The organism is Marinobacter sp. DUT-1, from assembly GCF_050379415.1.
Lineage (GTDB): Bacteria > Pseudomonadota > Gammaproteobacteria > Pseudomonadales > Oleiphilaceae > Marinobacter.
In genome coordinates this window covers 193,672-216,554 of record NZ_JBNRLS010000004.1, presented here as the reverse complement: position 1 = coordinate 216,554, position 22,883 = coordinate 193,672, and the positions used below count along the sequence as shown (strand labels likewise).

19 protein-coding genes are annotated in these 22,883 nt (G+C 60.4%); 8 read left to right on the top strand and 11 right to left on the bottom strand.

Features of this window, described 5'->3' with window-relative positions; translation table 11 throughout:
- Positions 1-149: 149 nt before the first annotated feature.
- On the top strand, positions 150-1,421 hold the full coding sequence (locus tag ACQUTG_RS14150; protein WP_428920023.1) for an MFS transporter: 1,272 nt from the start codon (positions 150-152) through the stop codon (positions 1,419-1,421).
- Positions 1,422-1,488: 67 nt separating this feature from the next.
- On the opposite strand, the gene ACQUTG_RS14145 is transcribed toward ACQUTG_RS14150, so the two are convergent.
- The 8 genes from ACQUTG_RS14145 to ACQUTG_RS14110 all read right to left on the bottom strand — a co-directional run bounded on the left by ACQUTG_RS14145 (position 1,489) and on the right by ACQUTG_RS14110 (position 10,982).
- Entirely contained in the window at positions 1,489-3,177 is a 1,689-nt protein-coding gene (locus ACQUTG_RS14145; RefSeq protein ID WP_428920022.1) for an AMP-binding protein, read from the bottom strand.
- Positions 3,178-3,230: 53 nt separating this feature from the next.
- Positions 3,231-3,809, bottom strand: a complete 579-nt coding sequence (locus ACQUTG_RS14140; protein WP_428920021.1) for a peroxidase-related enzyme — start codon at positions 3,807-3,809, stop codon at positions 3,231-3,233.
- Complete coding sequence (locus ACQUTG_RS14135; protein WP_428920020.1) at positions 3,806-4,714, bottom strand: hydroxymethylglutaryl-CoA lyase; 909 nt, start codon at positions 4,712-4,714, stop codon at positions 3,806-3,808. The genes ACQUTG_RS14140 and ACQUTG_RS14135 overlap by 4 nt, the downstream gene beginning before the upstream one ends.
- Entirely contained in the window at positions 4,714-6,702 is a 1,989-nt protein-coding gene (locus tag ACQUTG_RS14130) for an acetyl/propionyl/methylcrotonyl-CoA carboxylase subunit alpha (protein ID WP_428920019.1), read from the bottom strand. Before ACQUTG_RS14130 ends, ACQUTG_RS14135 begins: the two co-directional genes overlap by 1 nt.
- A gap of 5 nt (positions 6,703-6,707) precedes the next feature.
- Positions 6,708-7,511, bottom strand: a complete 804-nt coding sequence (locus ACQUTG_RS14125; protein WP_428920018.1) for an enoyl-CoA hydratase-related protein — start codon at positions 7,509-7,511, stop codon at positions 6,708-6,710.
- Between the two features lie 15 nt (positions 7,512-7,526).
- Complete coding sequence (locus ACQUTG_RS14120; RefSeq protein WP_428920017.1) at positions 7,527-9,134, bottom strand: carboxyl transferase domain-containing protein; 1,608 nt, start codon at positions 9,132-9,134, stop codon at positions 7,527-7,529.
- A 190-nt stretch (positions 9,135-9,324) separates the two neighbouring features.
- The gene (locus ACQUTG_RS14115; RefSeq protein WP_428920016.1) at positions 9,325-10,491 is read right to left on the bottom strand and encodes an isovaleryl-CoA dehydrogenase; all 1,167 of its coding nucleotides are present in this window, start codon (positions 10,489-10,491) and stop codon (positions 9,325-9,327) included.
- A 44-nt stretch (positions 10,492-10,535) separates the two neighbouring features.
- Positions 10,536-10,982, bottom strand: coding sequence for a MerR family transcriptional regulator (locus tag ACQUTG_RS14110; RefSeq protein ID WP_428920015.1), 447 nt, complete (start codon positions 10,980-10,982; stop codon positions 10,536-10,538).
- 103 nt (positions 10,983-11,085) lie between these two features.
- Here ACQUTG_RS14110 and ACQUTG_RS14105 point away from each other — a divergent pair, with 103 nt between their 5' ends.
- The 3 genes from ACQUTG_RS14105 to ACQUTG_RS14095 all read left to right on the top strand — a co-directional run bounded on the left by ACQUTG_RS14105 (position 11,086) and on the right by ACQUTG_RS14095 (position 14,281).
- Positions 11,086-11,847 carry an SDR family NAD(P)-dependent oxidoreductase gene (locus ACQUTG_RS14105; RefSeq protein ID WP_428920014.1) on the top strand — a complete coding sequence of 254 codons (762 nt, stop codon included), beginning with the start codon at positions 11,086-11,088 and terminating at the stop codon, positions 11,845-11,847.
- Between the two features lie 84 nt (positions 11,848-11,931).
- Positions 11,932-13,083, top strand: coding sequence for an acyl-CoA dehydrogenase family protein (locus ACQUTG_RS14100; RefSeq protein WP_428920013.1), 1,152 nt, complete (start codon positions 11,932-11,934; stop codon positions 13,081-13,083).
- 16 nt (positions 13,084-13,099) lie between these two features.
- Positions 13,100-14,281, top strand: coding sequence for a thiolase family protein (locus tag ACQUTG_RS14095; RefSeq protein ID WP_428920012.1), 1,182 nt, complete (start codon positions 13,100-13,102; stop codon positions 14,279-14,281).
- 25 nt (positions 14,282-14,306) lie between these two features.
- Here ACQUTG_RS14095 and ACQUTG_RS14090 read toward each other — a convergent pair whose 3' ends face one another.
- A complete protein-coding gene (locus ACQUTG_RS14090; RefSeq protein ID WP_428920011.1) occupies positions 14,307-16,244 on the bottom strand; it encodes a sigma 54-interacting transcriptional regulator in 1,938 nt (645 codons plus the stop codon).
- A 302-nt stretch (positions 16,245-16,546) separates the two neighbouring features.
- Here ACQUTG_RS14090 and ACQUTG_RS14085 point away from each other — a divergent pair, with 302 nt between their 5' ends.
- The 4 genes from ACQUTG_RS14085 to cynS are packed head-to-tail and all read left to right on the top strand — an operon-like array spanning position 16,547 to position 20,236.
- Positions 16,547-17,971 carry an ABC transporter substrate-binding protein gene (locus ACQUTG_RS14085; RefSeq protein WP_428920010.1) on the top strand — a complete coding sequence of 475 codons (1,425 nt, stop codon included), beginning with the start codon at positions 16,547-16,549 and terminating at the stop codon, positions 17,969-17,971.
- A 2-nt stretch (positions 17,972-17,973) separates the two neighbouring features.
- Positions 17,974-18,801: a nitrate ABC transporter permease gene (ntrB, locus tag ACQUTG_RS14080; protein WP_428920009.1), complete on the top strand. Its 828-nt coding sequence runs from the start codon at positions 17,974-17,976 to the stop codon at positions 18,799-18,801.
- A 55-nt stretch (positions 18,802-18,856) separates the two neighbouring features.
- The gene (locus ACQUTG_RS14075; protein WP_428920008.1) at positions 18,857-19,765 is read left to right on the top strand and encodes an ABC transporter ATP-binding protein; all 909 of its coding nucleotides are present in this window, start codon (positions 18,857-18,859) and stop codon (positions 19,763-19,765) included.
- A 27-nt stretch (positions 19,766-19,792) separates the two neighbouring features.
- A complete protein-coding gene (cynS, locus tag ACQUTG_RS14070; RefSeq protein WP_428920007.1) occupies positions 19,793-20,236 on the top strand; it encodes a cyanase in 444 nt (147 codons plus the stop codon).
- Between the two features lie 428 nt (positions 20,237-20,664).
- Here the strand turns inward: cynS and ACQUTG_RS14065 are convergent, their stop codons facing one another.
- Both ACQUTG_RS14065 and ilvG read right to left on the bottom strand, forming a co-directional pair.
- A complete protein-coding gene (locus ACQUTG_RS14065; protein ID WP_428920006.1) occupies positions 20,665-20,943 on the bottom strand; it encodes an ACT domain-containing protein in 279 nt (92 codons plus the stop codon).
- A complete protein-coding gene (gene ilvG / locus ACQUTG_RS14060; RefSeq protein WP_428920005.1) occupies positions 20,940-22,640 on the bottom strand; it encodes an acetolactate synthase 2 catalytic subunit in 1,701 nt (566 codons plus the stop codon). The genes ACQUTG_RS14065 and ilvG overlap by 4 nt, the downstream gene beginning before the upstream one ends.
- Between the last annotated feature and the right edge of the window lie 243 nt (positions 22,641-22,883).

The following is a 22,883-nucleotide window of genomic DNA, read 5'->3' as shown; positions in this document are numbered from 1 at the left end:
CAAGGGCGGCGATGTCGACGCTCTCCGTAGTTGTCATGACTTTAAACCCACGCCTGGCACTGTCGATGGTGGCTGGTTAGTGGCTTCTTTGCGGTCTACGCTAGTATTCATGAAAAACGCATAAGCCACAGATGTTTAGCGGGGGGTGAATGAAGTTACCTTCAAGCACGTCGTTTGCGCTTCTGGGCGCAGCGTTGATTGCGATCAGTTACGGGCTTGCGCGTTTCGCCTTCGGTTTGTTCGTACCGCCGATCCGGGCCGAGCTGGAACTGACGCCGTATGTCATCGGTCTCATTGGCGCACTTCCGCTGGTCAGTTTTGTTCTCGCCACAGTGGTTGCGCCACTCGCCGCCGTTCGTCTCGGAGCAAGGAATACAGCGCTGCTTTCCGGTGGTTTTGGTACCGTTGGTCTGGCAGTGATCAGCCAGGCCTCCGGGGGAGTATCCCTGGGTGTGGGCGTGTTCGCCTGTGGTATCTGCACCGGCCTGATGATGCCGGCACTCACGGCAGCCATGCAGGCACTGGTGAAGCGTTCGCTGCATGGCAGGGTAAGCTCGGTAATGAACGCAGGCACCAGTGTTGGTGTCGTCATTGCGGTACCGACCATTCTTTTTATGGCCGGTGCCTGGCGCTATGCCTATGCTTCGTTCGCCGTGCTGGCGGTTATCGGCATGGTGGCCACCTGGTTTTTCATCCCTTCGGTGTCGAGGGTCACGCCTTCCACCGCGGCGCCACCGCCTCCGATCACTGCCATGCAATGGATGCGTCTGTTCCGGCTTTCGCTGTTTGCCTTCATGATGGGGTTTGTCTCCGCGGCGTACTGGATCTTTGCGCCCGATCTGGTGGTAAGCCTGGGTAACTTGCCGTCGGGTTCAACCGGGTGGCTATGGTTGGCGGTAGGTGTCGCCGGTCTCGGTGGTGCAGTGGTGGCCGACCTGGCCGATCGCAACAATCCGCCCATCACTCAAGCCCTGATGCTGATGATGCTGGCCGCGAGCCTGGCATTGCTTGCGGCCAGTCCCGGTCAGCTGGCGATTGCGGCATTTTCGGCGCTGGTATTCGGCCTGGCATACATGAGTCTGACGGGGCTTTACCTGATGACCGGCATTCGCCTGCTGCCGGGCAGGCTGTCCATGGGCCCTGTGCTGCCATTCATCGCTGTCTCGCTCGGGCAGGCCACGGGCTCGCCGATGGTTGGTCTGCTGGTCAATGATTTCGGTTACGCCGGTGCCTTTTCCATGTTCTCGGCCATCGGCATCGTGGTGGCGATGCTGTCGCCCTTTTATCCCCGCTCCCTTGAACAGGAAGCCGATGAGGGAGCTGAGGAAGAGACGGGGCTTCAGGCGGCCTACGATTATCAGCTTCAGGATGAGAAGGGCGAGCCATTCCGACATGAATCGATCCCGGTCAAGGATTCATGAATCCCCGAAAAAAGCAGACCCCGGCAGGGACCGGGGTCTGATGGTTCAACTGAGGTCTTGAACTTGTTTACTTCTGCAAGCCCATTTCCTCGATCGAAATCTCCCGCATCTTGAACTTCTGGATTTTCCCGGTGACGGTCATCGGGAATTCGTCCACGAACTTGTAGTTCTTCGGGATCTTGAAGTGGGCGATCTTGCCCTTGCAGAAGGCCTGCAGGTCGTCTGCGTCTACAGGGTCCGCATCCGGGCGCAACTTGACCCACGCGATCAGCTCCTCACCGTATTTCTCATCCGGGATGCCGGTGACCTGTACTTCCTCGATGGAAGGATGGGTGTAGAGGAACTCCTCGATCTCTTTCGGGTAGATGTTCTCCCCGCCGCGGATCACCATATCCTTGATGCGGCCGACGATCTGGATGTAGCCGTCTTCGTCCATGGTGGCCAGATCGCCGGTGTGCATCCAGCCGGCATCGTCGATGGCTTCGCGGGTTTTTTCTTCGTTGTTCCAGTACTTCAGCATCACGCTGTAACCACGAGTGCACAGCTCGCCGATCTCGCCGCGCGGGACGACGTTGCCGGTGCCCGGATCGACGATCTTGGTCTCCAGGTGCGGCTGGGTGCGGCCCACGGTGGTGACCTGCTTCTCGAACGGATCAAGGGAGCTGGTCTGGGTGGAAACCGGGCTGGTTTCGGTCATGCCGTAGGCAATCTGAACCTCTTTCATGTTCATCTTGCCGTTGACCTTCTTCATCACCTCCGCCGGGCAGATGGAGCCAGCCATGATGCCGGTGCGCAGGGTGGATAGATCGTAGGTCTCGAACTCGGGCTCAGCCAGTTCGGCGATGAACATGGTAGGCACGCCGTACAGGGCGGTGGCCTTTTCCTGGTGTACGGCCTGTAGTACGGACTTGGGCTCGAAGCCTTCGCCCGGGTAAATCATGGTGGAGCCGTGGGTGATGCAGCCCAGGTTGCCCATGACCATACCGAAGCAGTGATACAGGGGCACCGGAATAACCAGGCGATCCTTCTCGGTGAAGCGCTGGCTCTCCGCCACAAAGTAGCCGTTGTTCAGGATGTTGTGGTGGGTGAGGGTGGCGCCCTTGGGGTTGCCGGTGGTGCCGGAGGTGAACTGGATATTGATAGGGTCATCAAACTGGAGCTGGTCCTGGCGCTCGTACAGTTCCTGCTCGGACACTTCACCTGCAAAACCCAGGAATTCTTTCCAGGTCCACATGCCGTCGTGTTTGTCTTCATGCACATTGATCACGGCACGCAGGTCCGGTACGTGGTCGGCCTTGAGTTTGCCGGGGGCGCTGCGCTTGAGTTCCGGCGCCAGCTCGTAAATCATCTCCCGGTAGTTGGATGCCTTGAAGCTGTCGGCGGTGACCAGCACGGTGATACCGGCCAGGTTAAGGGCGTATTGCAGCTCATGCACACCGTAGGCGGGGTTGATGTTGACCAGAATGGCGCCCACTTTCGCGGTGGCAAACTGGGTGACGGTCCACTCGTAGCGGTTGGGAGACCAGATGCCCACCCGGTCGCCACGTTTCACGCCGATGGCCATGAAGGCACGGGCGGCCTCGTCGACCTTTTCCACGAACTCCTTGTAGGTCCAGCGGATGTCCTGGTGCAGGCACACCAGGGCTTCGGTATCCGGATACTTCTCTGCGGTACGGTCCAGCATTTCACCGATAGTCATGCCCAGCAGGGGCACTTCTGCGGTTCCGCTGGTGTAGCTTGGTAGAGTCTTGCTCATATCTCTGCCTCCAATTGTTGTTGTATTCGAGGGCAAGCAAGTCTGCGTACTTGCTAGCGACTCTGGCTGTGATACTCGGGGTTTGGTTGCATATCGCTGGCAATTGCCACGCGGTTGGACATGTTGTAGAAACCGACCAGGTTGCTCAGATCCCAGATGCCCCGGTCGCTGAGACCGGCATCCCGCAGGGCCTGGATGTCGTCTTCGGTAACAGTGGCGGGTGAACGGGTCAGGTGGGATGCGAAATCCAGCATCGCCCGCTGGCGCCTGTCCAGTTTGGCGCTGCGGTAGTTCATCACCATGTGTTCACCCAGCTGGGGATCGCCGCTCAGTACCCGCACGGCGGCGCCGTGGGCTACCAGGCAGTAGAAGCACTTGTTCTCGGAAGAGACCACCACGGCCACCATTTCCCGCTCCAGTTTGGAGAGTTCGCCTTCGCCGAGCATGAGCTCGTTGTAGAGGCGGGTGAAGCCTTCCAGCTGTTTCAGGTTCTGGCTATAGGCGGTCAGTACGTTCGGGATCATGCCGAGTTTTTCCTGGCAGATCTGGAAGTACTTCTGGGTATCCTCCGGCATGTCACTGATCTCCGGAATCGGGAGATCCAGGGCGACAACGTTCTTGTTCTTATTCATTTGCAGTTTCCTCCAAGCGCCTGGCCGACTTTGGAGCCATTATGGCGATTCAGTTGCTGGCAAACCCAGTCGCCGGTGGCGACCAGTTTGTCCAGATCGACATCTGTTTCGATGCCAAGACCGTTAAGCAGATACAACACGTCCTCGGTCGCCACGTTGCCGGAAGCTCCTTTGGCATACGGGCAGCCGCCCAGGCCGGCGACGGAGGCGTCTATTACGCTCACGCCTTCTTCCAGCACCGCATAGAGGTTGGCCAGGGCCTGACCGTAGGTGTCATGGAAGTGGGCGGCCAGGCGTTCCATGGGGACGTGTGCGGCCACCGCTTCCAGCATACGCTTTGCTTTTAGCGGCGTACCTACGCCAATGGTATCGCCCAGGGAAATCTCGTAGCAGCCCATGTCGTAGAGGGCTTTGGCGACAGTGGCGACCTGTTCCGGAGCAATGTCACCCTCGTACGGGCAGCCCAGGACGGTTGAGACGTAACCGCGAACGGGAATATTGTGCTTGCGGGCTTCCTCGACCACCGGTGCAAACCGCTCCAGGCTCTCGGCGATGGTGCAGTTGATGTTCTTTTTGGTGAAGGACTCGGACGCGGCACCGAACACGGCAACCTCGTCCACCTTCGCTGCCAGCGCGCCTTCAAAACCCTTCAGATTGGGAGTGAGGGCGGAATAGCGGACGCCGGCCTTGCGGTTGATTCCGGCCATGACAGCGGCTGCGTCGCCCATTTGCGGCACCCACTTGGGCGACACAAAGCTGGCGGCCTCGATGTGGCTCAGGCCGCAGTTGGCGAGCCGATCAATCAGACCGGTCTTGATGTCAGTGGCGATGACGGGGCCGGGTTCGTTCTGCAGACCGTCCCGGGGGCTCATCTCCACCAGTCGCACCTGTTTCGGAAAAGCCATCAATCAGCCTCCTCGGTTTCGATGGCAATGAGTTCGGCACCTTCAGACACCTGGTCGCCCTCGGCGAAGAAGATCTCACTCACCACGCCATCGGCGGGGGCCTTGATGGCGTGTTCCATCTTCATGGCTTCCATGATCACCAGTGTCTGGCCGGCGCTTACCTTGTCGCCCACCTTGGCCTGAACGGCAACGATCGCGCCGTTCATGGGCGCCGCCAGGCTGCCTTCACCGGCCATTTCCTCGAAACCGTAGGTTTCGCGGTACACAGTGCACTTGAAGGTGTCGCCTTCGTAGAACAGGACCAGTTGGTTATCGTGAAGGTTCCCGTGAACACTGATCCGGTGACCGTTGACCACCGCCTGCAGGTAGTCGTCGTCCAGTTTCGCGTTCAGGTGGTACACGCTGTCGCCCACGAAGACCTGGTAGCGGTCGTCGCGCTCAAGGATCTTGAGCTCGTGGATGTCGTCACCCACCTGCAGTTTCAGCGGCTGGGCGTATTCCGAATTCATGCGCCAGCTGTTCTTGCGGCTGAACGGGGACCAGGGGTCCGCGGTCACCGGCTCGGAGGATTTACGTTGCTCCAGCACGAAACCGGCAGCCAGCACCAGGGCCTTGTGGGTGTCGAGCCTGGATTTCGGAAACAGCAGTTCCTCGTGGGCACTGATGAAGTTGGTGGTCAGGTCCGCTTCCCGGAACGGCTGGGCGTCGGCCAGGGCGTGCAGGAACCGGATGTTGGTCTTCACGCCAGCGATGCGGAAGTGCTCCAGTGCCTGGACCATGCGGTTGATGGCCTGGTCGCGGGTTTCGTCCCAGACGATCAGCTTGGCGATCATCGGGTCGTAGTGGATGCTGATCTCATCGCCTTCGGTGACGCCGGTGTCCACCCGCACGTGGGCGGATTCATCCGGGGTGCTCAGGTAGCGCAGTGTCCCGGTGGCCGGCAGGAAGTCCTGGTCCGGGTCCTCGGCGTAGATCCGTGCTTCCAGGGCATGGCCGCGGGTTTTGACCTGGTCCTGGTGCAGCGGCAGGGGCTCGCCCCAGGCGACTTTCAGCTGCCACTCCACCAGGTCCTGGCCGGTAACCATTTCGGTAACCGGGTGTTCCACCTGCAGGCGCGTGTTCATCTCCATGAAGAAGAAGGAGCCGTCCACGTCGTACAGGAACTCGACGGTGCCGGCGCCCACGTAGTTGATGGCCTGGGCGGCGCGCACAGCGGCTTCGCCCATGGCTGTGCGGGTGTCCTCGGTCAGGCCCGGCGCCGGTGCTTCTTCCAGGACTTTCTGGTGGCGGCGCTGGACGGAGCAGTCCCGCTCGGCCAGGTAGATGCCGTTGCCGTCCTGGTCGCAGAACACCTGGATTTCCACGTGCCGTGGCTGGGTCAGGTAACGCTCGATCAGCATATCCGGGTTGCCGAAGGCGTTCTTCGCCTCGCGTTGGGCAGCGGCCAGGGCATCGTCAAATTCAGACATGCTCTCGACCACCCGCATGCCCTTGCCGCCGCCGCCGGCGACGGCTTTCAGCAGCAGCGGGAAGCCGCATTTCTCAGCTTCGGCCCGCAGGGTTTCAACAGACTGGTCGTCGCCATGGTAACCGGGCACCAGCGGCACGCCGGCTTTCTCCATGATGGCCTTGGCCGCGGACTTGGAGCCCATGGCGGCAATGGCAGAGGAGGGCGGACCGATAAAGACGATGCCGTTGGCTTCACAGGCTTCGGCGAATTCGGTGTTCTCCGAGAGGAAACCGTAGCCAGGATGCACGGCCTGGGCACCACTCTGTTTGGCAATCTCGATGATTTTCTCGCCCCTGAGGTAACTCTCGGAGCTGGACGCCGGGCCAATATGGAAGGCCTCGTCGGCCATGGCTACGTGCCGGGCACTGGCGTCTGCGTCGGAGTAGACCGCGACACAGCGAATCCCCATGCGGTGGGCGGTCTGGATGATCCGGCAGGCGATTTCGCCCCGGTTGGCTATCAGAATCTTGCTGAACATTGTTGTTATTCCTCCGGAACCCAGTTGGCCTTGCGTTTGTTCAGGAAAGCACTCAGCCCTTCCTGGCCTTCCTCGCCCACGCGGATGTCTGCGATGCGATGGGCGGTATCGTCGATCACGGTTTCATTGATCGGCTTGTGGCTGACGGCAAAGACCAGGTCCTTGGCGGCTTTCATGGCCTCGGGGCCGTTCATGGCCAGCTGCTGGAGCATTGCGTTGCAGCGCTGCTCCATGGCGTCCAGGTCATCGCATACGATATGCACCAGGCCATACTCCTGTGCCTGTTTTGCGGTGAAGATCTCGGCGGAGATGAAGTAGCGCCGGGCCTGACGCTCTCCGATAGCGCGCACCACGTAGGGGCTGATCACCGCCGGAATCAGGCCGAGTTTCACTTCACTCAGGCAGAAGCTCGATTTTTCGGTGGCGATGACGATGTCGCAGCAGGCGGCGAGACCCACGGCGCCGCCGAAGGCCGCGCCCTGCACCAGGCCGATCACCGGTTTGGACAGGTGGTTGAGTACGTTCATCAACCGCGCCAGTTCCCGGGAGTCGTCCAGATTCTCCTGACGGGTGTTCTCGGCCATGCGGCGCATCCAGCCCAGGTCCGCGCCGGCGGAGAAGTGCTTGCCTTCGGAGCGCAGGATGACGACGTTCGTTTCGACGTCGCTATCGACCTCGCTGAAGGCTTCGATCAGCTGCTGGATGATGGCATCATCAAACGCGTTGCGTTTGTCCGGGCGGTTCAGCACGACCTCGGTGACGCCGCCCTCGCGGCGTCTGAGCAGAACCGCAGATTCCTGTTCTGACATGGTATTGATCCTCGGTTACATGCGGAACACGCCGAAGCGCGTGGGCTTCGCCGGCCGGTTCAGCGTAGCGGACAGGCTCAGGGCGACCACTTCCCGGGTCTGGGCCGGGTCGATGACGCCGTCGTCCCACAGGCGGGCGCTGGCGTAATAGGGGTGGCCCTGGTGCTCGTACTTGTCGGCGATGGGCTTCTTGAATGCCGCCTCATCTTCTTCGCTCCAGGTCTCGCCCTTGCGCTCGAGGCCTTCGCGGCGAACCTGGGCCATAACACCGGCGGCCTGTTCGCCGCCCATGACGGAGATGCGGGCATTGGGCCACATCCACAGGAAGTCCGGACTGTAGGCGCGGCCACACATGCCGTAGTTGCCGGCGCCGTAGCTGCCGCCGATAAGCACGGTGATCTTGGGTACTTCGGCACAGGCGACGGCCATGACCATCTTGGCACCGTGTTTGGCGATGCCTTCAGACTCGTACTTCTGGCCGACCATGAAGCCGGTGATGTTCTGCAGGAACAGCAGCGGGATGTTGCGCTGGCAGCACAGTTCGATGAAGTGCGCGCCTTTCTGGGCAGACTCGCTGAACAGGATGCCGTTGTTGGCGACGATGCCTACCGGGTAGCCGTGAATATGGGCAAAGCCAGTGACCAGGGTCTGGCCGTAGTAGCGTTTGAATTCGTCGAATTCGGAGCCGTCGACGATGCGGGCAATGACGTCGCGCACGTCGAATTGCTTGCGCAGGTCGGTGCCGACGATGCCGTAGATTTCTTCCGGATCGTATAGCGGTGCCCGGGGCTTCTGGACTTCCACCGGGACCGGCTTGCGGCGGTTCAGGTTGGAGACGCATCGGCGGGCGATTTCCAGAGCGTGGGCGTCGTTCTCGGCGTAGTGGTCCGCCACGCCGGAGATCTTGCAGTGCACGTCGGCTCCGCCCAGGTCCTCTGCGCTGACCACTTCACCGGTGGCGGCTTTTACCAGCGGCGGGCCGGCCAGGAAGATGGTGCCCTGGTTGCGGACGATGATGGATTCGTCGGCCATGGCGGGCACGTAGGCGCCCCCGGCGGTGCACAGGCCCATGACCACGGCGATCTGGGGGATGTCGTCGGCGGACATGCGGGCCTGGTTGTAGAAGATGCGGCCGAAGTGGTCACGGTCCGGGAAGACTTCGTCCTGTCTCGGGAGGTTGGCGCCGCCGGAGTCGACCAGGTAGATGCAGGGCAGGCGGTTTTCCAGGGCGATTTCCTGGGCGCGCAGGTGCTTTTTGACCGTGAGCGGGTAATAGCTGCCGCCTTTTACTGTGGCATCGTTGGCGATGATCATGCATTCGGTGCCGGAGACGCGGCCTACGCCGGCGACGACGCCCGCAGCGGGAACTTCTTCGTCGTAGACGTTGTAGGCGGCGAACTGGCCAATTTCGAGGAACGGGGAGCCGTCGTCGAGCAGGCGGTTGATGCGCTCCCTGGGCAGGAGTTTGCCGCGGTCGGTATGGCGCTTCTGGTAGTCGGGGCCACCGCCTTGCTGGATCTTGGTGACTTTTTCCCGCAGGTCCGCTACGGCTGCTGCCATGGACTCTTTGTTGACCTGAAACTCTTCAGATCTTGGGTTTATTTTGCTTTGCAGTATGGTCATAGGACTGACTTCCATGCATTCGGGGGCATCGGGCCTGGTGGCAGGGCGATCCGGGAACCGCTACTAGCACGTCCATGTGCGCTTGTTTCAGGCCATCCTTGGCCTTCAACATTCCCGGATCGCCCTGCCACCACGCCCTCGTCATACATTGGGTGCTGGTTTCCGATATCGGATCTTTATCGGCCGAGCTCTACTTATTCAGGAACAGCTCGCGACCGATCAGCATCCGGCGGATTTCGGACGTACCGGCACCGATTTCATACAGCTTGGCGTCCCGCAGCAGGCGGCCTGTCGGGTACTCGTTGATGTAACCGTTGCCGCCGAGCAGCTGGATAGCGTCCAGGGCCAGTTTGGTAGCCATTTCGGCGGAGTAGAGGATGGCACCGGCAGCGTCTTTGCGGGTGGTCTCGCCGCGGTCGGCGGATTGGGCCACCATGTAGACGTAGGATTTGGCGGTGTTCATCCAGGTGTACATGTCGGCGACTTTGCCCTGTACCAGTTCGAACTCGCCGATGGCCTGGCCGAACTGTTTGCGCTCGCGGATGTAGGGGACGACCACGTCCATCGCGGCCTGCATGATGCCCAGGGGGCCGCCGGAGAGGACGAGGCGTTCGTAATCGAGGCCGCTCATGAGGACCTTGGCGCCGTTGCCTTCGCCGCCCAGGATGTTTTCCTTGGGGACTTTGCAGTCTTCGAACACCAGCTCACAGGTGTTGGAGCCGCGCATGCCGAGTTTGTCGAGTTTCTGGTGGCGGCTGAAGCCCGGGAAGTCGCGCTCGACGATGAAGGCGGTGATGCCTTTGGAGCCACCTTTCGGATCAGTCTTGGCGTAGATGACGTAGGTGTTGGCGTCCGGGCCGTTGGTGATCCACATCTTGTTGCCGTTGAGGACGTAGTGGTCGCCTTCGTCTCGGGCGTGGAGTTTCATGGAAACAACGTCGGAGCCGGCGTTGGGCTCGGACATGGCGAGGGCGCCGACGTGTTCGCCGCTGACCAGCTTGGGCAGGTATTTCTGTTTCTGCTCTTCGGTGCCGTTGCGGTGAATCTGGTTCACGCAGAGGTTGGAGTGGGCGCCGTAGGAGAGGCCAACGGAGGCGGAGGCGCGGCTGATTTCTTCCATGGCGATGACGTGGGCCAGGTAGCCCATGTCGGAGCCACCGTATTCTTCGCTCACGGTAATACCCAGCAGGCCCATGTCGCCCATTTTCCGCCACAGGTCCATGGGGAACTCGTTGTTGCGGTCGATCTCTTCGGCGCGTGGGGCGATTTCGGAGGCAGCAAAGCCGTTGACCTGCTCACGCAGCATGTCGAGGGTTTCACCGAGGCCGAAATTCAGCTCTGAGTATTGTGATTTCATCGTTGGCTACCTTCTTGTTTTGAAAGCTTGATGTTTGGTTCCCGTCACTTCTGGGCAACGGCTTCTTCTGTCTCTTTTGTCACCAGTCCCTGTTCTTTTTTCTTCTTCTCCAGGTCGGCCAGGGCTTCGCGGCACCGGGTTTCGGCGGTATCTATTTCCATTTCCGCCTGGGCTATGTCGTTTTTCTGCTGTTCCAGCATGGCCTTCCGGGCTTCCAGGATTTCCAGCATTTTCAGCAGCTGTTTTTCATTGCCGGTCAGGGTCTCGTCCCAGAGGTCGAAAAGTTCCTTGGTTTCTGCAAGGGTGAAGCCCATGCGTTTGCCGCGGAGAATCAACTTCAGGCGCACCCGGTCCTTGGTACTGAAAATGCGCGTCTGCCCGCGGCGCCTGGGTTTGAGCAGGCCCTGATCCTCATAGAAGCGGATGCTTCGCGTTGTGACATCGAACTCCTGGGAGAGCTCGCTGATGCTGAAGGTTCTTTTTTCGACCATGACGATTTCCTTTTTCGACTAAGGTTAGATAAAGTTTACGTAAACGTAAAGTAGTTTTCTGGTCCGATTTCACACAAGCGGATTACAAAAAGAGGAGTGAACGATGGATTTCAATAATGTACCGGCCATTGTAACAGGTGGAGCCTCCGGTCTTGGTGAGGCGTCGGCTCGCGCACTGGCGGCTGCAGGTTGCAGGGTGGCGATCCTGGATGTGAATAAGGAGCAGGGTGAGAAGGTGGCAGCCGAGCTTGGTGGCATCTTCGTTGAGTGCGACGTGACCTCTCCTGAGAGCGCCGAGGCGGCCCTCAGCGCGGCCCGGGATGCACACGGCCCCTGCGGCATCGCCGTCAACTGCGCCGGTATTGCCCCGGCCTCGAAGATTCTGGGTCGCGATGGCGTGATGCCTCTGGAGAAGTTCAGCAAGGTTATCCAGGTCAATCTGATTGGTACCTTCAATATCCTGAGACTGGCAGCAGCGGACATGGCCCAGCGTGAGCCCAATGCCGATGGCGAGCGGGGTGTGATCATCAACACCGCTTCCGTGGCGGCGTTTGAAGGCCAGATCGGGCAATCCGCCTACAGCGCGTCCAAGGGCGGTGTGGTAGCCCTTACCCTTCAGGCTGCCCGTGAGCTGGCCCGGGAAGGCATCCGCGTGAACACCATCGCACCGGGCATCTTCATGACCCCCATGATGGCCGGTATGCCCCAGGAAGTTCAGGACAGCCTGGCCGCCACCCTGCCGTTCCCGAAGCGCCTTGGCAAGCCGGAGGAATTTGGCATGATGGTGGACCAGATGGTGCGCAACCCGATTCTCAATGGCGAGGTGATCCGCCTCGACTGTGCGCTGCGCATGGCACCCAAGTGATTTGACGAACAGGGTCCGCCACAAGCGGATCCTCAATACCCACGTGATCTGCCAAAAGCGATCTGATAACCACAGGTGAGCGACATGACCAATCCTGTCGATCAAGAAGAACTGGCGCTGTTCCGGGACTCCGTTATCAAGGCCCTGGAAACCGAAGTGGCGCCCCATTACGAAGCCTGGGAAAAGTCCGGCATCGTTCCCCGGGAACTCTGGAACACGCTCGGCAACGCCGGGATGTTGTGCGTGGACGTGCCCGAGGAGTGCGGTGGCTGCGGCGCGCCTTTCCAGTACTCGGTTGTTGTCGGGGAAGAGCTGGCCCGCATGGGCTTCGGTGCGCTTTCCACCAACGTCATGGTGCATTCCGACATCGTTGCGCCATACCTCAGCCACATCGGTAACGAGGAACAAAAGCAGCAGTGGCTGCCGAAGATGGTCTCCGGTGAAGCCGTCGGCGCCATTGCCATGACCGAACCGGGCGCCGGCAGTGACCTCCAGGCCATCCGCACCAGTGCGGTACGGGATGGGGATGACTACATCCTGAACGGTTCCAAGACCTTCATCACCAATGGCCAGCATGCCGACATGGTGATCGTCGCGGCCAAGACCGACCCCAGTGCCGGAGCCAGGGGCATCAGCCTGTTCCTGGTGGACACCTCCTTGCCGGGTTATAGCAAGGGCCGGAATCTGGACAAGATCGGTCAACACTCCGGCGATACTTCGGAACTGTTCTTCTCGGACATGCGCATCCCCGCCTCCGCGTTGCTCGGGGAGGAGGGGCAGGGCTTCGTTTACCTGATGCGCGAGTTGCCGCGGGAGCGCCTGGTGATCGGCGCCCTCGGCGTTGCCGCCGCCCGCGGCTCCCTGGACATGACCATCGCTTACACCCAGGAACGGGAACTGTTCGGCCAGAAGCTGGCCCAACTGCAGAACACCCGATTCGAAATTGCCCGGATGGAAACCGATTACCGGGTGAACAAGGCGTTCGTGGACCAGTGCATCCGGGAGTATGAAGAGGGCAAACTCGATGCCCCGACCGCATCCATGGCCAAGTACAGCGCCACCGAAATGCAGTGCCGGGTGGCCGATGGCTGCCTGCAGCTGTTCGGGGGCTATGGCTATACCACGGAGTACCCGATTTCCCGGAACTTTATCGATGCCCGGGTGCAGCGGATTTACGGTGGTACATCCGAAGTGATGAAAGAAATTATTGCCCGCTCTGTGCTGGGCAAAACCTGATTAAGTGAGGACAGCAATGAGCAACAATGACGTAGTGATCGCAGGATCAGCAAGAACCCCGATGGGCGGCATGATGGGCTCCCTTAGCTCCGTGCGCTCCCCGCAACTGGGCGCCACTTCCATCAAGGCGGCCATCGAGCGGGCAGGTCTCCAGCCGGCGGATGTCCAGGAGGTCATCATGGGCTGCGTGCTGCCCGCCGGCCTTGGCCAGGCCCCGGCCCGTCAGGCGTCCCGTGCCTCCGGCATACCGGACAGCTCCGGCTGCACCACCATCAACAAGATGTGTGGTTCGGGCATGCAGGCGGTCATCATGGCCCACGACCAGATCAAAGCCGGTACCAACAACATCATGATCGCCGGTGGCATGGAAAACATGAGCCAGGCACCGTACCTGCTGCCCAAGGCCCGTGCCGGCATGCGTATGGGGCATGGCCAGGTGCTGGACAGCATGTTCCTGGATGGCCTTGAGGACGCCTATGAGGGCGGCCTGATGGGCGTGTTTGCCCAGCGCACCGCCGACAAGTTCGACATCAGCCGTCAGGCCATGGACGAATTTGCCATCGGCTCCCTTCAGAAATCCCTGGCCGCCATCGAAAACGGCTGGTTCAAGGACGAGATTGTTCCGGTGACTGTCTCTGGTCGTGGCGGTGATACCGAGGTGGATACCGACGAGCAGCCGGGCAACGCCAAGCCGGAAAAGATCCCGCACCTGAAGCCGGCGTTTGCCAAAGATGGATCGGTGACCGCCGCCAACTCCAGCTCCATCAGCGACGGTGCGTCCGCCCTCGTGCTGGCCTCCGCGGCCGAAGCGGACGCTCGCGGCCTGACTCCCCAGGCCCGGATTGTGGCCCATGCCACTCACGCGCGCCTGCCCTCGGAGTTCACCCTGGCGCCGATCGGCTCCATCGAGAAGGTGCTCAAGAAAGCCGGCTGGACTGTGGATGATGTCGATCTGTTCGAGATCAATGAAGCCTTCGCCGTAGTCACCCTGGCGGCAATCAACGAACTGAAGCTTCCTGCGGAGAAGGTGAATGTCCATGGCGGCGCCTGTGCCCTCGGTCACCCGATCGGCTCCTCCGGCTCCCGGATCATCGTCACCCTGATCAATGCCCTGAAACAGCGTGGGCTCAAGCGTGGCGTTGCCTCGCTTTGTATTGGCGGTGGTGAGGGCACTGCCGTGGCGATTGAACTGATCTGATCGAAACAGGTCTTCGGGGCTCCGCTCAATGCCTTAAGGCATTGGCGGTGCCTTGGAACGCCTTTGTGTCTAACTTCCATTTTTTCAGTCGTGAGGAAAGGGTGGTCGGCTTGATACCAAGCAGCGCCGCCGCTCCATCGTCACCGAAGACCCGCCCCCCACTCATCTCCAGCGCCCGGACCAGGTTCTGTTTCTCCAGTTCCCGGAACTCGCTTTCCGTCATCAGTTCGCCGTTGAAATGCCGGGCCGGCGTTATTTCTGCTGCTGCAGGGCGGACACCGGTATCCGCACCGGCTAAATCGAGATCCAGCCTGCCATCGGCGGTGATCACCTGGCGCTCGATGACATTCTCCAGTTCCCGCACGTTACCCGGCCACTGGTAGGCCTTGAGGGTTGCCACGTCCCGCTCTCTTAAAGCCAGCGGAGGCCGGTTGAACTTCTGGCAGGCCCGGCTCAGGAATTCCCTGGCCAGGATGGGGATATCCTCGATACGCCGACGCAGGGGGACGGATTCGATGGGAAAAACGTTCAGGCGGAAGTAGAGATCTTCCCGGAAGGTTTTCTCCTGAACCTCCGCTTTCAGGTCCCGGTTGGTGGCCGCGATCACTCGCACATCCACTGCCCGGGTGCGGTTCTCGCCCACCCGTTCGAACTGCTGATCCTGCAGAACCCGCAACAACTTGCCCTGCAGTTCCAGGGGGATTTCACCTACCTCATCGAGAAACAGTGTGCCGCCGTCCGCCAGTTCGAACCGGCCCACGCGGTCGCTGACGGCGCCGGTAAACGCACCCTTGATGTGTCCGAAGAATTCGCTCTCGAACAGGTCCTTCGGGATCGCAGCGCAGTTAACCCGGATCAGGGGCCGGTCCCGCCGGGTGCTGGACTGGTGGATAGCCCGGGCGATCAGTTCCTTGCCGGTGCCGGATTCACCGGTAATCAGTACGTTGGCATCGGTAGGGGCGACCATGCCGATCCGCCGGACGATGGCCTTGATGGCGTCGCTCTGGCCAAAAATTTCATGGAAGTGGTATTCGGCACTGAGTTCCTCCTGCAGGTAGGCGTTTTCCATTTCCAGGCGGTGCTTGAGGCTCTCCACTTCCTTCAGAGCCCTCTCCAGCTCCTTTTGCGCCTGCAGGCGAGGGGAGATATCCCGGAACACCACCACGGCACCGACCGGGTGCCCGTTATCCAGAATCGGCGTGCTGGTGTACTCCACGGGAAATCCGGTGCCGTCCTTGCGCCAGAACCAGTCCTCACCCACGCGTTTCACGCTGGCGTCCCGGAAGGCGGCGTAGATAGGGCACTCTTTCAGGGGGTAGAGACTGCCGTCTTCGTGGGAGTGGTGCACCACCCGGTGAATGACCCGGCCCATGAGTTCGTCAATACGCCAGCCGAGCATTCGTTCTGCCGCCGGGTTGGCGAAGGTTGTGCGGCCCTCGGCATCCACGCCGTAAATGCCTTCCCCCACGGCGTGCAGAATGAGCTGGTTTTCCCGTTCCATGTCTTTGAACAGCTCCTCCACCCGTCGCCACTCCAGCAGGCCGCCCCGGTGATAGTGGTTGGCGTCGTGCCGCTCGCGCAGTGTGCGCAGATGGCGCCGGTCCCGAAGCAAGAGCAGCACGTTCTGGGATTCGGCCTCGCCAACCCGGGAGGAGGATATTTCCAGCTCTACGGTGTGGCCGTCCCGGTGCTTGATCACGAAATCCCGGCTCCAGCCATGGCTGCGGAACAGGGTTTCCTCGGTGAAGGTAATCAGTTGTGGTCGCTGGTCCGCGAACAGGTGGGTGCAGGGGGTGTCTGTCAGGGATTGCCGGTCGGTGCCGATCATCCGGCCCATGGCGCTATTCGCGGCGAGGATCAGATCCCGGGCGGCATCCACAAGTAGCGCCGCCTCTGGCAGGTGGTCAATCCAGCTTGTCGTGCTGATAGGGGCAATCGGGGCAATGGTGGTCTCGGTGTTCATGGGGGTGTCCTGTGCTGTTCCGAAAAGAACAGAACAAACCCCGTGCCAACTACGAAAATTCGGTGTTCCCGCCACGAAAAATCGTGAATTACGAAAACTCGTAGCCGAGTCCGATCCTCGGATCTTCCTGAAAAATCAATAGAAACAGAAAGGTACAAAAACGTCCGTAGTTGGCACGAACCCTGCGATAGCTCTCCCAGAACGCGTAGCCCGAACCGCACGAGTCTTGCTGACGGTCCCGAGCCGCAACCTTGTCGCACCGTATGTGTGCATAAACAGTCCGAGAGTAGGGAGAGTGCCCCATGACTACGAAAAGCCTTGGCAATCCGTTTGACGGTGACCAGTCACTGATCCACGCCAAAACCTGCGGTTGTCCGGAATGTAAACCCGGACAGGAAACGCCGTCGGTGTCTCTGAATCTTCAGCAATCACCAAGCCAGGATGCGTCGGTCTCTGAAAGCGCCATGGATTCCGAGGCCATGATGGATCGGGCGATCGAGAGTGCCGTCGTCCGCTCTGTGTTCGGCCACAACGACCACAGCCGCCGGAGCTTCATGAAGATGATGGGAGCGGGCACCGCGGCCGCGCTGCTGGGCAGCGTGTTCCCCATGGACAAGGCCAAGGCAGCCGTGAAGGAATCCCTTGGCAAGCTGGAGAAAACCAAACTCAACGTTGGCTTTGTGCCGATCACCTGTGCCACGCCAATCATCATGGCTCACCCCATGGGCTTTTATGAGCGCTACGGCCTGGATGTCACCGTGACCAAAACCGCCGGCTGGGCGGTGGCCCGGGACAAGTCCCTGGCCGGCGAATACGACGCTTCCCACATGCTGACACCCATGCCCCTGGCGATGACCATGGGCGCCGGCTCCACACCGGAACCTTTCATCATGCCGGCGGTTGAGAACATCAACGGCCAGGCCATCGTTCTGCACGTGGACCACAAGGACAAGCGGGACCCGAAGCAGTGGAAGGGCTTCAAGTTTGGCGTGCCGTTCGAGTACTCCATGCACAACTTCCTGTTGCGCTACTACCTGGCCGAGAACGGCATCGACCCGGACAAAGACGTGCAGATCCGGGTGGTTCCGCCACCTGAAATGGTCGCCAACCTGCGCGCCGGTAACCTGGATGGCTACCTGTCCCCGGATCCCTTCAACCAGCGTGCCGTTTGGGAGAAAGTGGGCTTCATCCACATGCTCACCAAGGATATCTGGGAAGGCCACCCGTGCTGCGCCTTTGCCTGCAGCCAGCAGTTTGCGACCCAGAACCCGAACACCTACGGCGCCCTGTTACGCGCCATCATCGATGCGACGCAGTACTCCAACAACCCGGATAACCGGAAGGAAATCTCCGAAGCCATCGCGCCGAAGAATTACCTGAACCAGCCGGTACCGGTGATTCAGCAGGTGCTGACCGGCTACTACGCCGATGGCCTTGGCGAGGTGAAGGACGTGCCGGACCGCATCGACTTCGACCCGTTCCCGTGGCACTCCATGGGCGTGTGGATCCTCACCCAGATGAAGCGCTGGGGCTACATCGAAGGCGACGTGGACTACAAGGCCATTGCTGAGCAGGTGTACCTGGCCGGTGAGACCGGCAAGCTGATGGAAGAAATGGGCTACACCGCGCCGGACAAGACCTACAAGACCCACACCATCATGGGTAAGACCTTCGATCCGGAACACCCGGAAGAGTATGCCCGCAGCTTCGCGATCGGGAGGGTGTAATCATGGCTTCCCTGAACGTGCGGGCAGCTTTGCTGTCGGTGTCGTTCCTGATTCTGGCCCTGGGGCTCTGGGAAATGGCAACCCAGCCCCCGGAGGCCCAGACCGGAATGACCGAATACGAAATGCTGATGGGCGGCGCGGATCAGGAATCGCGGGTGCCGCCGCCTTCAGCGGTGATAAAGCTGGCCTGGGCTGAACTGTCCAATCCCTTTTATGACGCAGGCGCCAATGATAAGGGCATCGGTATCCAGCTGGCCTATTCGGTATACCGGGTACTGACCGGGTACCTGGCGGCCATGGCCATTGCGCTGCCCGTCGGCTTCCTGATCGGTATGTCGCCGCTGATGTACAAGGCCCTGAACCCGTACATCCAGGTACTGCGGCCTATTTCGCCGCTGGCCTGGATGCCCCTGGCCCTGTTCATCATCCAGGATTCCGATGCCTCGGCGATCTTCGTGATCTTCATCTGCTCGATCTGGCCCATGTTGCTGAACACCGCCTTTGGCGTGGCCAACGTCCGGCAGGATTGGGTGAACGTGGCCCGCACCCACGAACTCGGCCCGCTACGCACCGCCATTACGGTGATCCTGCCAGCCGCCGCACCCACCATCCTGACCGGTATGCGCATTTCCATCGGGATTGCCTGGCTGGTCATCGTGGCCGCAGAGATGCTCGTGGGCGGCACCGGCATTGGTTACTACGTGTGGAACGAGTGGAACAACCTGGATCTGGCCAGTGTGATCTTCTCCATCCTGATGATCGGGGTGGTGGGCATGCTGCTCGACCTGGCCCTGGGCAAGGCCCAGAAACTGGTGGAATACAAAGAATGAGCGGTCCGGCACCGGTTACCGGTGCCGGCCTCAACCCTCCGAATGGAGACCTGTTATGAGTAAATCATTCCTGGAAGTAGATGGTCTGTCCAAGGTGTATCCGGACGGCCAGGGCGGTGAGCTGACCGTCTTCGAGGATATCCGCTTTGCCCTGGAGAAAGGTGAGTTTGTTTGCATCATCGGCCACTCCGGTTGCGGCAAATCCACCATCCTTAACGTCCTGGCAGGCCTGGACGAAGCCAGCGCCGGCAACGTGGTAATGAACGGCAAGGAAATCAAAGGCCCCGGCCTTGAGCGCGGAGTAGTGTTCCAGAACTACAGCCTGCTGCCCTGGAAAACCACGCTTAACAACATTGTCTTCGCCGTGCGCGCCCGCTGGCCCAAGTGGTCCAGGGAAAAGGTGAAAGAGCATAGCGAACGCTATCTGAAAATGGTGGGCCTGGACCACGCCCTGAACCGCAAGCCGTCGCAGTTATCCGGCGGCATGCGCCAAAGGGTCAGCATCGCCCGGGCCTTCGCCACCCAGCCGGAATTGTTGCTTTTGGATGAGCCTTTCGGCGCGCTGGATGCGCTGACCCGGGGCGTGATTCAGGACGAGCTGGTCAAGATCTGGGAAGAAACCCGCCAGACCGTGTTCATGATCACCCATGATGTGGACGAAGCCATTCTGCTCTCCGACCGCATCTTCCTGATGTCCAACGGCCCCAACGCCCGCATCGCCGAAAGCGTGAAAGTGGACATCCCGCACCCGCGGGCCCGCGCCACCATTTTCCAGAACCCGGCCTACCACAAAACCCGGGACTACCTGGTGGACTTCCTGGTCAACCGCAGCGGCTCGGCCCTGCCGGAAAAAGACGGCAGCCCGAAACTCGTCGAGCCTGCCAAGGGTGTTTCCCAGCCAGAGCCGGCAGCTGCCGAACCTGAAACTGAATCCGAAACTGCCGCTCGCGCGGTGAATGCCTGACGTTAAAAGCGAAGAGAGGAAACAACCATGATGAACAAAGAACTGATGACCGCAAAAATCCTGGAAGCCAAAGTTTCCAAGGGCATGACCTGGGAGGCGATTGCCGAGGCCATCGGCATGTCCCCGGTGTTCACCACTTCGGCGGCCCTGGGTATGAACAGCCTCACCGAAGACAAGGCCTTCGCCCTGTGCGAAGTCCTCGACCTCGACAAGCCGATAGCCGAAGCCCTGCAGGTCTGCCCCAAAAAAGCCTGGGACGGTGCCGTTCCGCAGGATCCGCTGATTTACCGCTTGTACGAAGTGGTGGGTGTGTACGGCGATACCATGAAAGAGCTCATCCATGAAAAATTCGGCGACGGCATCATGAGTGCCATTGATTTCACCATGGACATCGAGAAGGAAGAGAATCCGAAGGGCGACCGCGTTGTGGTTACCATGAACGGGAAGTTCCTGCCCTATAAAGCCTGGTAACTTTGGAGTTAACGTCCTTGTAGCCTGTTGGTTGAGGGGCGGGCTTGCGGGGTGGCAGGTGGAGTTTTTCTTGGAAAAAGAACTCGCTTCGCTCAGACACCTTTTTCCGGCGAAAAATCCACCTACCACCCCGCGCCGACGTGCAACACGGGTTCACCGACTTAAAGACTTTTGAAATGCTTTTGGGATCGCCTTGTCAGTGCAAGTCGAAACCTCAAACAACCTGACAGAAAAGTCAGTGCCCTCGTCTTTGTTTTTTCTTTTTCCCTGACATTTCGTTTCTGCCCGTCGGTAGGGGGTGGGGGTATCTTTTCTGACAGGGAAAAGATGTCTGAGCGAAGCGAGTTGTTTTCCCCGAAGAAAAGATACCCCCACCCCCGTACCTGCCCGCCAAACCTCAGGCTACAAAAAGACCAGCCCCCAAAACCTCAGGCTGAACGAGACCGGGCCACAGACCCAGACGCGAGGGCAACCTCCGCAACCGTGTGAAGCTTCTCCAGTTGCGACTGCAACATGGCAATAGGCCGGGTACCTTCCAGGGTAAGAGCAATATCCAGATGCTCGCCGGCGGTTTCAACCGCCATGGTGGCAATCCGGAACCCGCGGATGCGGACCACCTGGCACAGCCGCTCCAGGGCGGCGGCTTCCTGGGTCATTCGACAGTTGATGGTATAGCTGGGCGTTGATGGCTGGCTCTGCGGGTTCATGCAACTTGCTCCTTGCTGGCTTTGGCGGTGCGGGCGGTTTCGTCGATCATGTCTGTGTTGCTGGCCCCGGGTTTGACGATGGGCCATACGTTTTCTTCACGGCTGATGGCAACGTGCAGCAGCATCGGGCCGTTGTAGGCCAGAATGGTTTCGATGCCACGGCGGATCTGGTCGGTGCGTTCGATGTGCAGGGCCGGGATATCGAAGGCCCGGGCCATGGCAACGAAGTCGGGGTTGTCGTCCAGGTTTATCTGGCTCTCCCGGTTGTCGTAGAACAGCTCCTGCTGCTGGCGGACCATGCCCAGGCACTGGTTATCCATGATGATCAGTTTCAGCGGCAGGTTGTAGCGGCGGATGGTGGCCAGTTCCTGGGCGTTCATCATGAACGAGCCATCACCAGTCACGTTGATCACGGTGCTGTTGCGGTCCGCAAACTGGGCGCCGATGGCCGCAGGCAGGCCGAAGCCCATGGTGCCCAGGCCGCCGCTGGTCAGGTGATGACGCGGGTGGTCGAACTCGTAGTGCTGCGCTACCCACATCTGGTGCTGGCCAACGTCGCAGGCGATCACAGTGTCGTCCGGGGCAATTCGGGAGAGCTGGCGGATGAAGGCCGGGCCGGTGATCGGGGCCATCGGATCATCGTTGTCGGCCGCATGGAAGCCGCCGGTGGTGTACCAGGTGCGGCACTGTTTCTGCCAATCCTTGATGGCCAGTGGCTCGGCCTGCAATGCATCCGCCAGTGATTTCAGGATGGCGTCCAGATCGCCACGGATAGCCAGGTCTGCGTCACGCAGTTTGTTGATCTCGGCCGCGTCGGCATCAATGTGGATCATCCTGGCATTGGGGGCGAAGCCATCCAGTTTGCCGGTCGCGCGATCGTCCAGGCGGGCGCCGATGACCAGCAGCAGGTCGCACTCGTCGACGGCCTTGTTAGCTGCCCGGGAGCCGTGCATGCCCAGCATGCCGAGGTTGTAGGGGTTGTGTTTGCCCGGGTTGCCGATGCCTTTGAGCGTAACAACCGCTGGCAGGGCCGATGTTTCAGCGAAAGTGCGGAAGCTGTCCTCTGCGTGGGCCAGGCTGATGCCGCCGCCGCTGTAGAGCAGGGGCTTGCGGGCGGAGCGCAGCATGGCCACGGCTTCAGTCAGGTCCGGGCAGGCTGCTTCACAGGATTCGGGTTGAGAGAAGGGCGCGTCGGCCACTTTGGTCAACAACAGGTCTTTGGGGATATCAATCCACACCGGCCCCGGCCGGCCACTCTGGGCCAGTTCGATGGCTTCTTCCATGATCGCGGGCAAGGTGTCCGCGTCGTCCACCAGGTAACTGTGCTTGACGATGCCCAACGTCATGCCCAGAACATCGGTTTCCTGGAAGGCATCGGTTCCGATCAGGCCCGAGGGCACCTGGCCGGTGATAACCAGCATGGGAATGGAATCCCGGTGGGCGTTGGCCACGCCGGTGATCAGGTTGGTGGCACCGGGGCCCGAGGTGGCGATGCACACCCCCAACTTGCCACTGGCGCGGGCGTACCCGTCGGCGGCCAGGGCGCAGCCCTGTTCATGGCGGCACAGCACGTGTTCCACACCCACATCATCCACCAGCGCGTCGTATAGCGGCATGATGCAGCCGCCCGGATACCCGAAAACCGTGCTGATGTTGTGGCGGTGGAACGCTTCAAGAATGTGCTGTGCGCCGTTCATGGTCGTTTTTCCCTTTTCTTTTGCCGTAAAAAAAGAAACCCCCGGGACCTTTCGGTGCCGGGGGTTTCTGGTGTCTTGTCAGGTTTGTCGCTATCTCACCCGCTTGTCCACGCAGAAGCCCCCGGACGGTACCACGACCACCAGGACAAGCTTCACAAGGACAATCACTGCGTTGAGATTCATGAAATCGACAGTCTGCTCTGAATTCGTAAAAGGATTCTGTGTAGAATCTACCCCACGTCT

Bases quoted from the DNA above. Each gene is read 5' to 3' on its own strand.
- ACQUTG_RS14130 (WP_428920019.1), bottom strand. From the start codon at position 6,702: ATGTTCAGCAAGATTCTGATAGCCAACCGGGGCGAAATCGCCTGCCGG.
- ACQUTG_RS14115 (WP_428920016.1), bottom strand. From the start codon at position 10,491: ATGAAATCACAATACTCAGAGCTGAATTTCGGCCTCGGTGAAACCCTC.
- ilvG (WP_428920005.1), bottom strand. From the start codon at position 22,640: ATGAACGGCGCACAGCACATTCTTGAAGCGTTCCACCGCCACAACATC.
- ACQUTG_RS14145 (WP_428920022.1), bottom strand. From the start codon at position 3,177: ATGAGCAAGACTCTACCAAGCTACACCAGCGGAACCGCAGAAGTGCCC.
- ACQUTG_RS14090 (WP_428920011.1), bottom strand. From the start codon at position 16,244: ATGAACACCGAGACCACCATTGCCCCGATTGCCCCTATCAGCACGACA.
- ACQUTG_RS14085 (WP_428920010.1), top strand. From the start codon at position 16,547: ATGACTACGAAAAGCCTTGGCAATCCGTTTGACGGTGACCAGTCACTG.
- ACQUTG_RS14065 (WP_428920006.1), bottom strand. From the start codon at position 20,943: ATGAACCCGCAGAGCCAGCCATCAACGCCCAGCTATACCATCAACTGT.
- ntrB (WP_428920009.1), top strand. From the start codon at position 17,974: ATGGCTTCCCTGAACGTGCGGGCAGCTTTGCTGTCGGTGTCGTTCCTG.
- ACQUTG_RS14150 (WP_428920023.1), top strand. From the start codon at position 150: ATGAAGTTACCTTCAAGCACGTCGTTTGCGCTTCTGGGCGCAGCGTTG.
- ACQUTG_RS14110 (WP_428920015.1), bottom strand. From the start codon at position 10,982: ATGGTCGAAAAAAGAACCTTCAGCATCAGCGAGCTCTCCCAGGAGTTC.
- ACQUTG_RS14075 (WP_428920008.1), top strand. From the start codon at position 18,857: ATGAGTAAATCATTCCTGGAAGTAGATGGTCTGTCCAAGGTGTATCCG.
- cynS (WP_428920007.1), top strand. From the start codon at position 19,793: ATGATGAACAAAGAACTGATGACCGCAAAAATCCTGGAAGCCAAAGTT.
- ACQUTG_RS14120 (WP_428920017.1), bottom strand. From the start codon at position 9,134: ATGACCATACTGCAAAGCAAAATAAACCCAAGATCTGAAGAGTTTCAG.
- ACQUTG_RS14135 (WP_428920020.1), bottom strand. From the start codon at position 4,714: ATGGCTTTTCCGAAACAGGTGCGACTGGTGGAGATGAGCCCCCGGGAC.
- ACQUTG_RS14095 (WP_428920012.1), top strand. From the start codon at position 13,100: ATGAGCAACAATGACGTAGTGATCGCAGGATCAGCAAGAACCCCGATG.
- ACQUTG_RS14100 (WP_428920013.1), top strand. From the start codon at position 11,932: ATGACCAATCCTGTCGATCAAGAAGAACTGGCGCTGTTCCGGGACTCC.
- ACQUTG_RS14140 (WP_428920021.1), bottom strand. From the start codon at position 3,809: ATGAATAAGAACAAGAACGTTGTCGCCCTGGATCTCCCGATTCCGGAG.
- ACQUTG_RS14125 (WP_428920018.1), bottom strand. From the start codon at position 7,511: ATGTCAGAACAGGAATCTGCGGTTCTGCTCAGACGCCGCGAGGGCGGC.
- ACQUTG_RS14105 (WP_428920014.1), top strand. From the start codon at position 11,086: ATGGATTTCAATAATGTACCGGCCATTGTAACAGGTGGAGCCTCCGGT.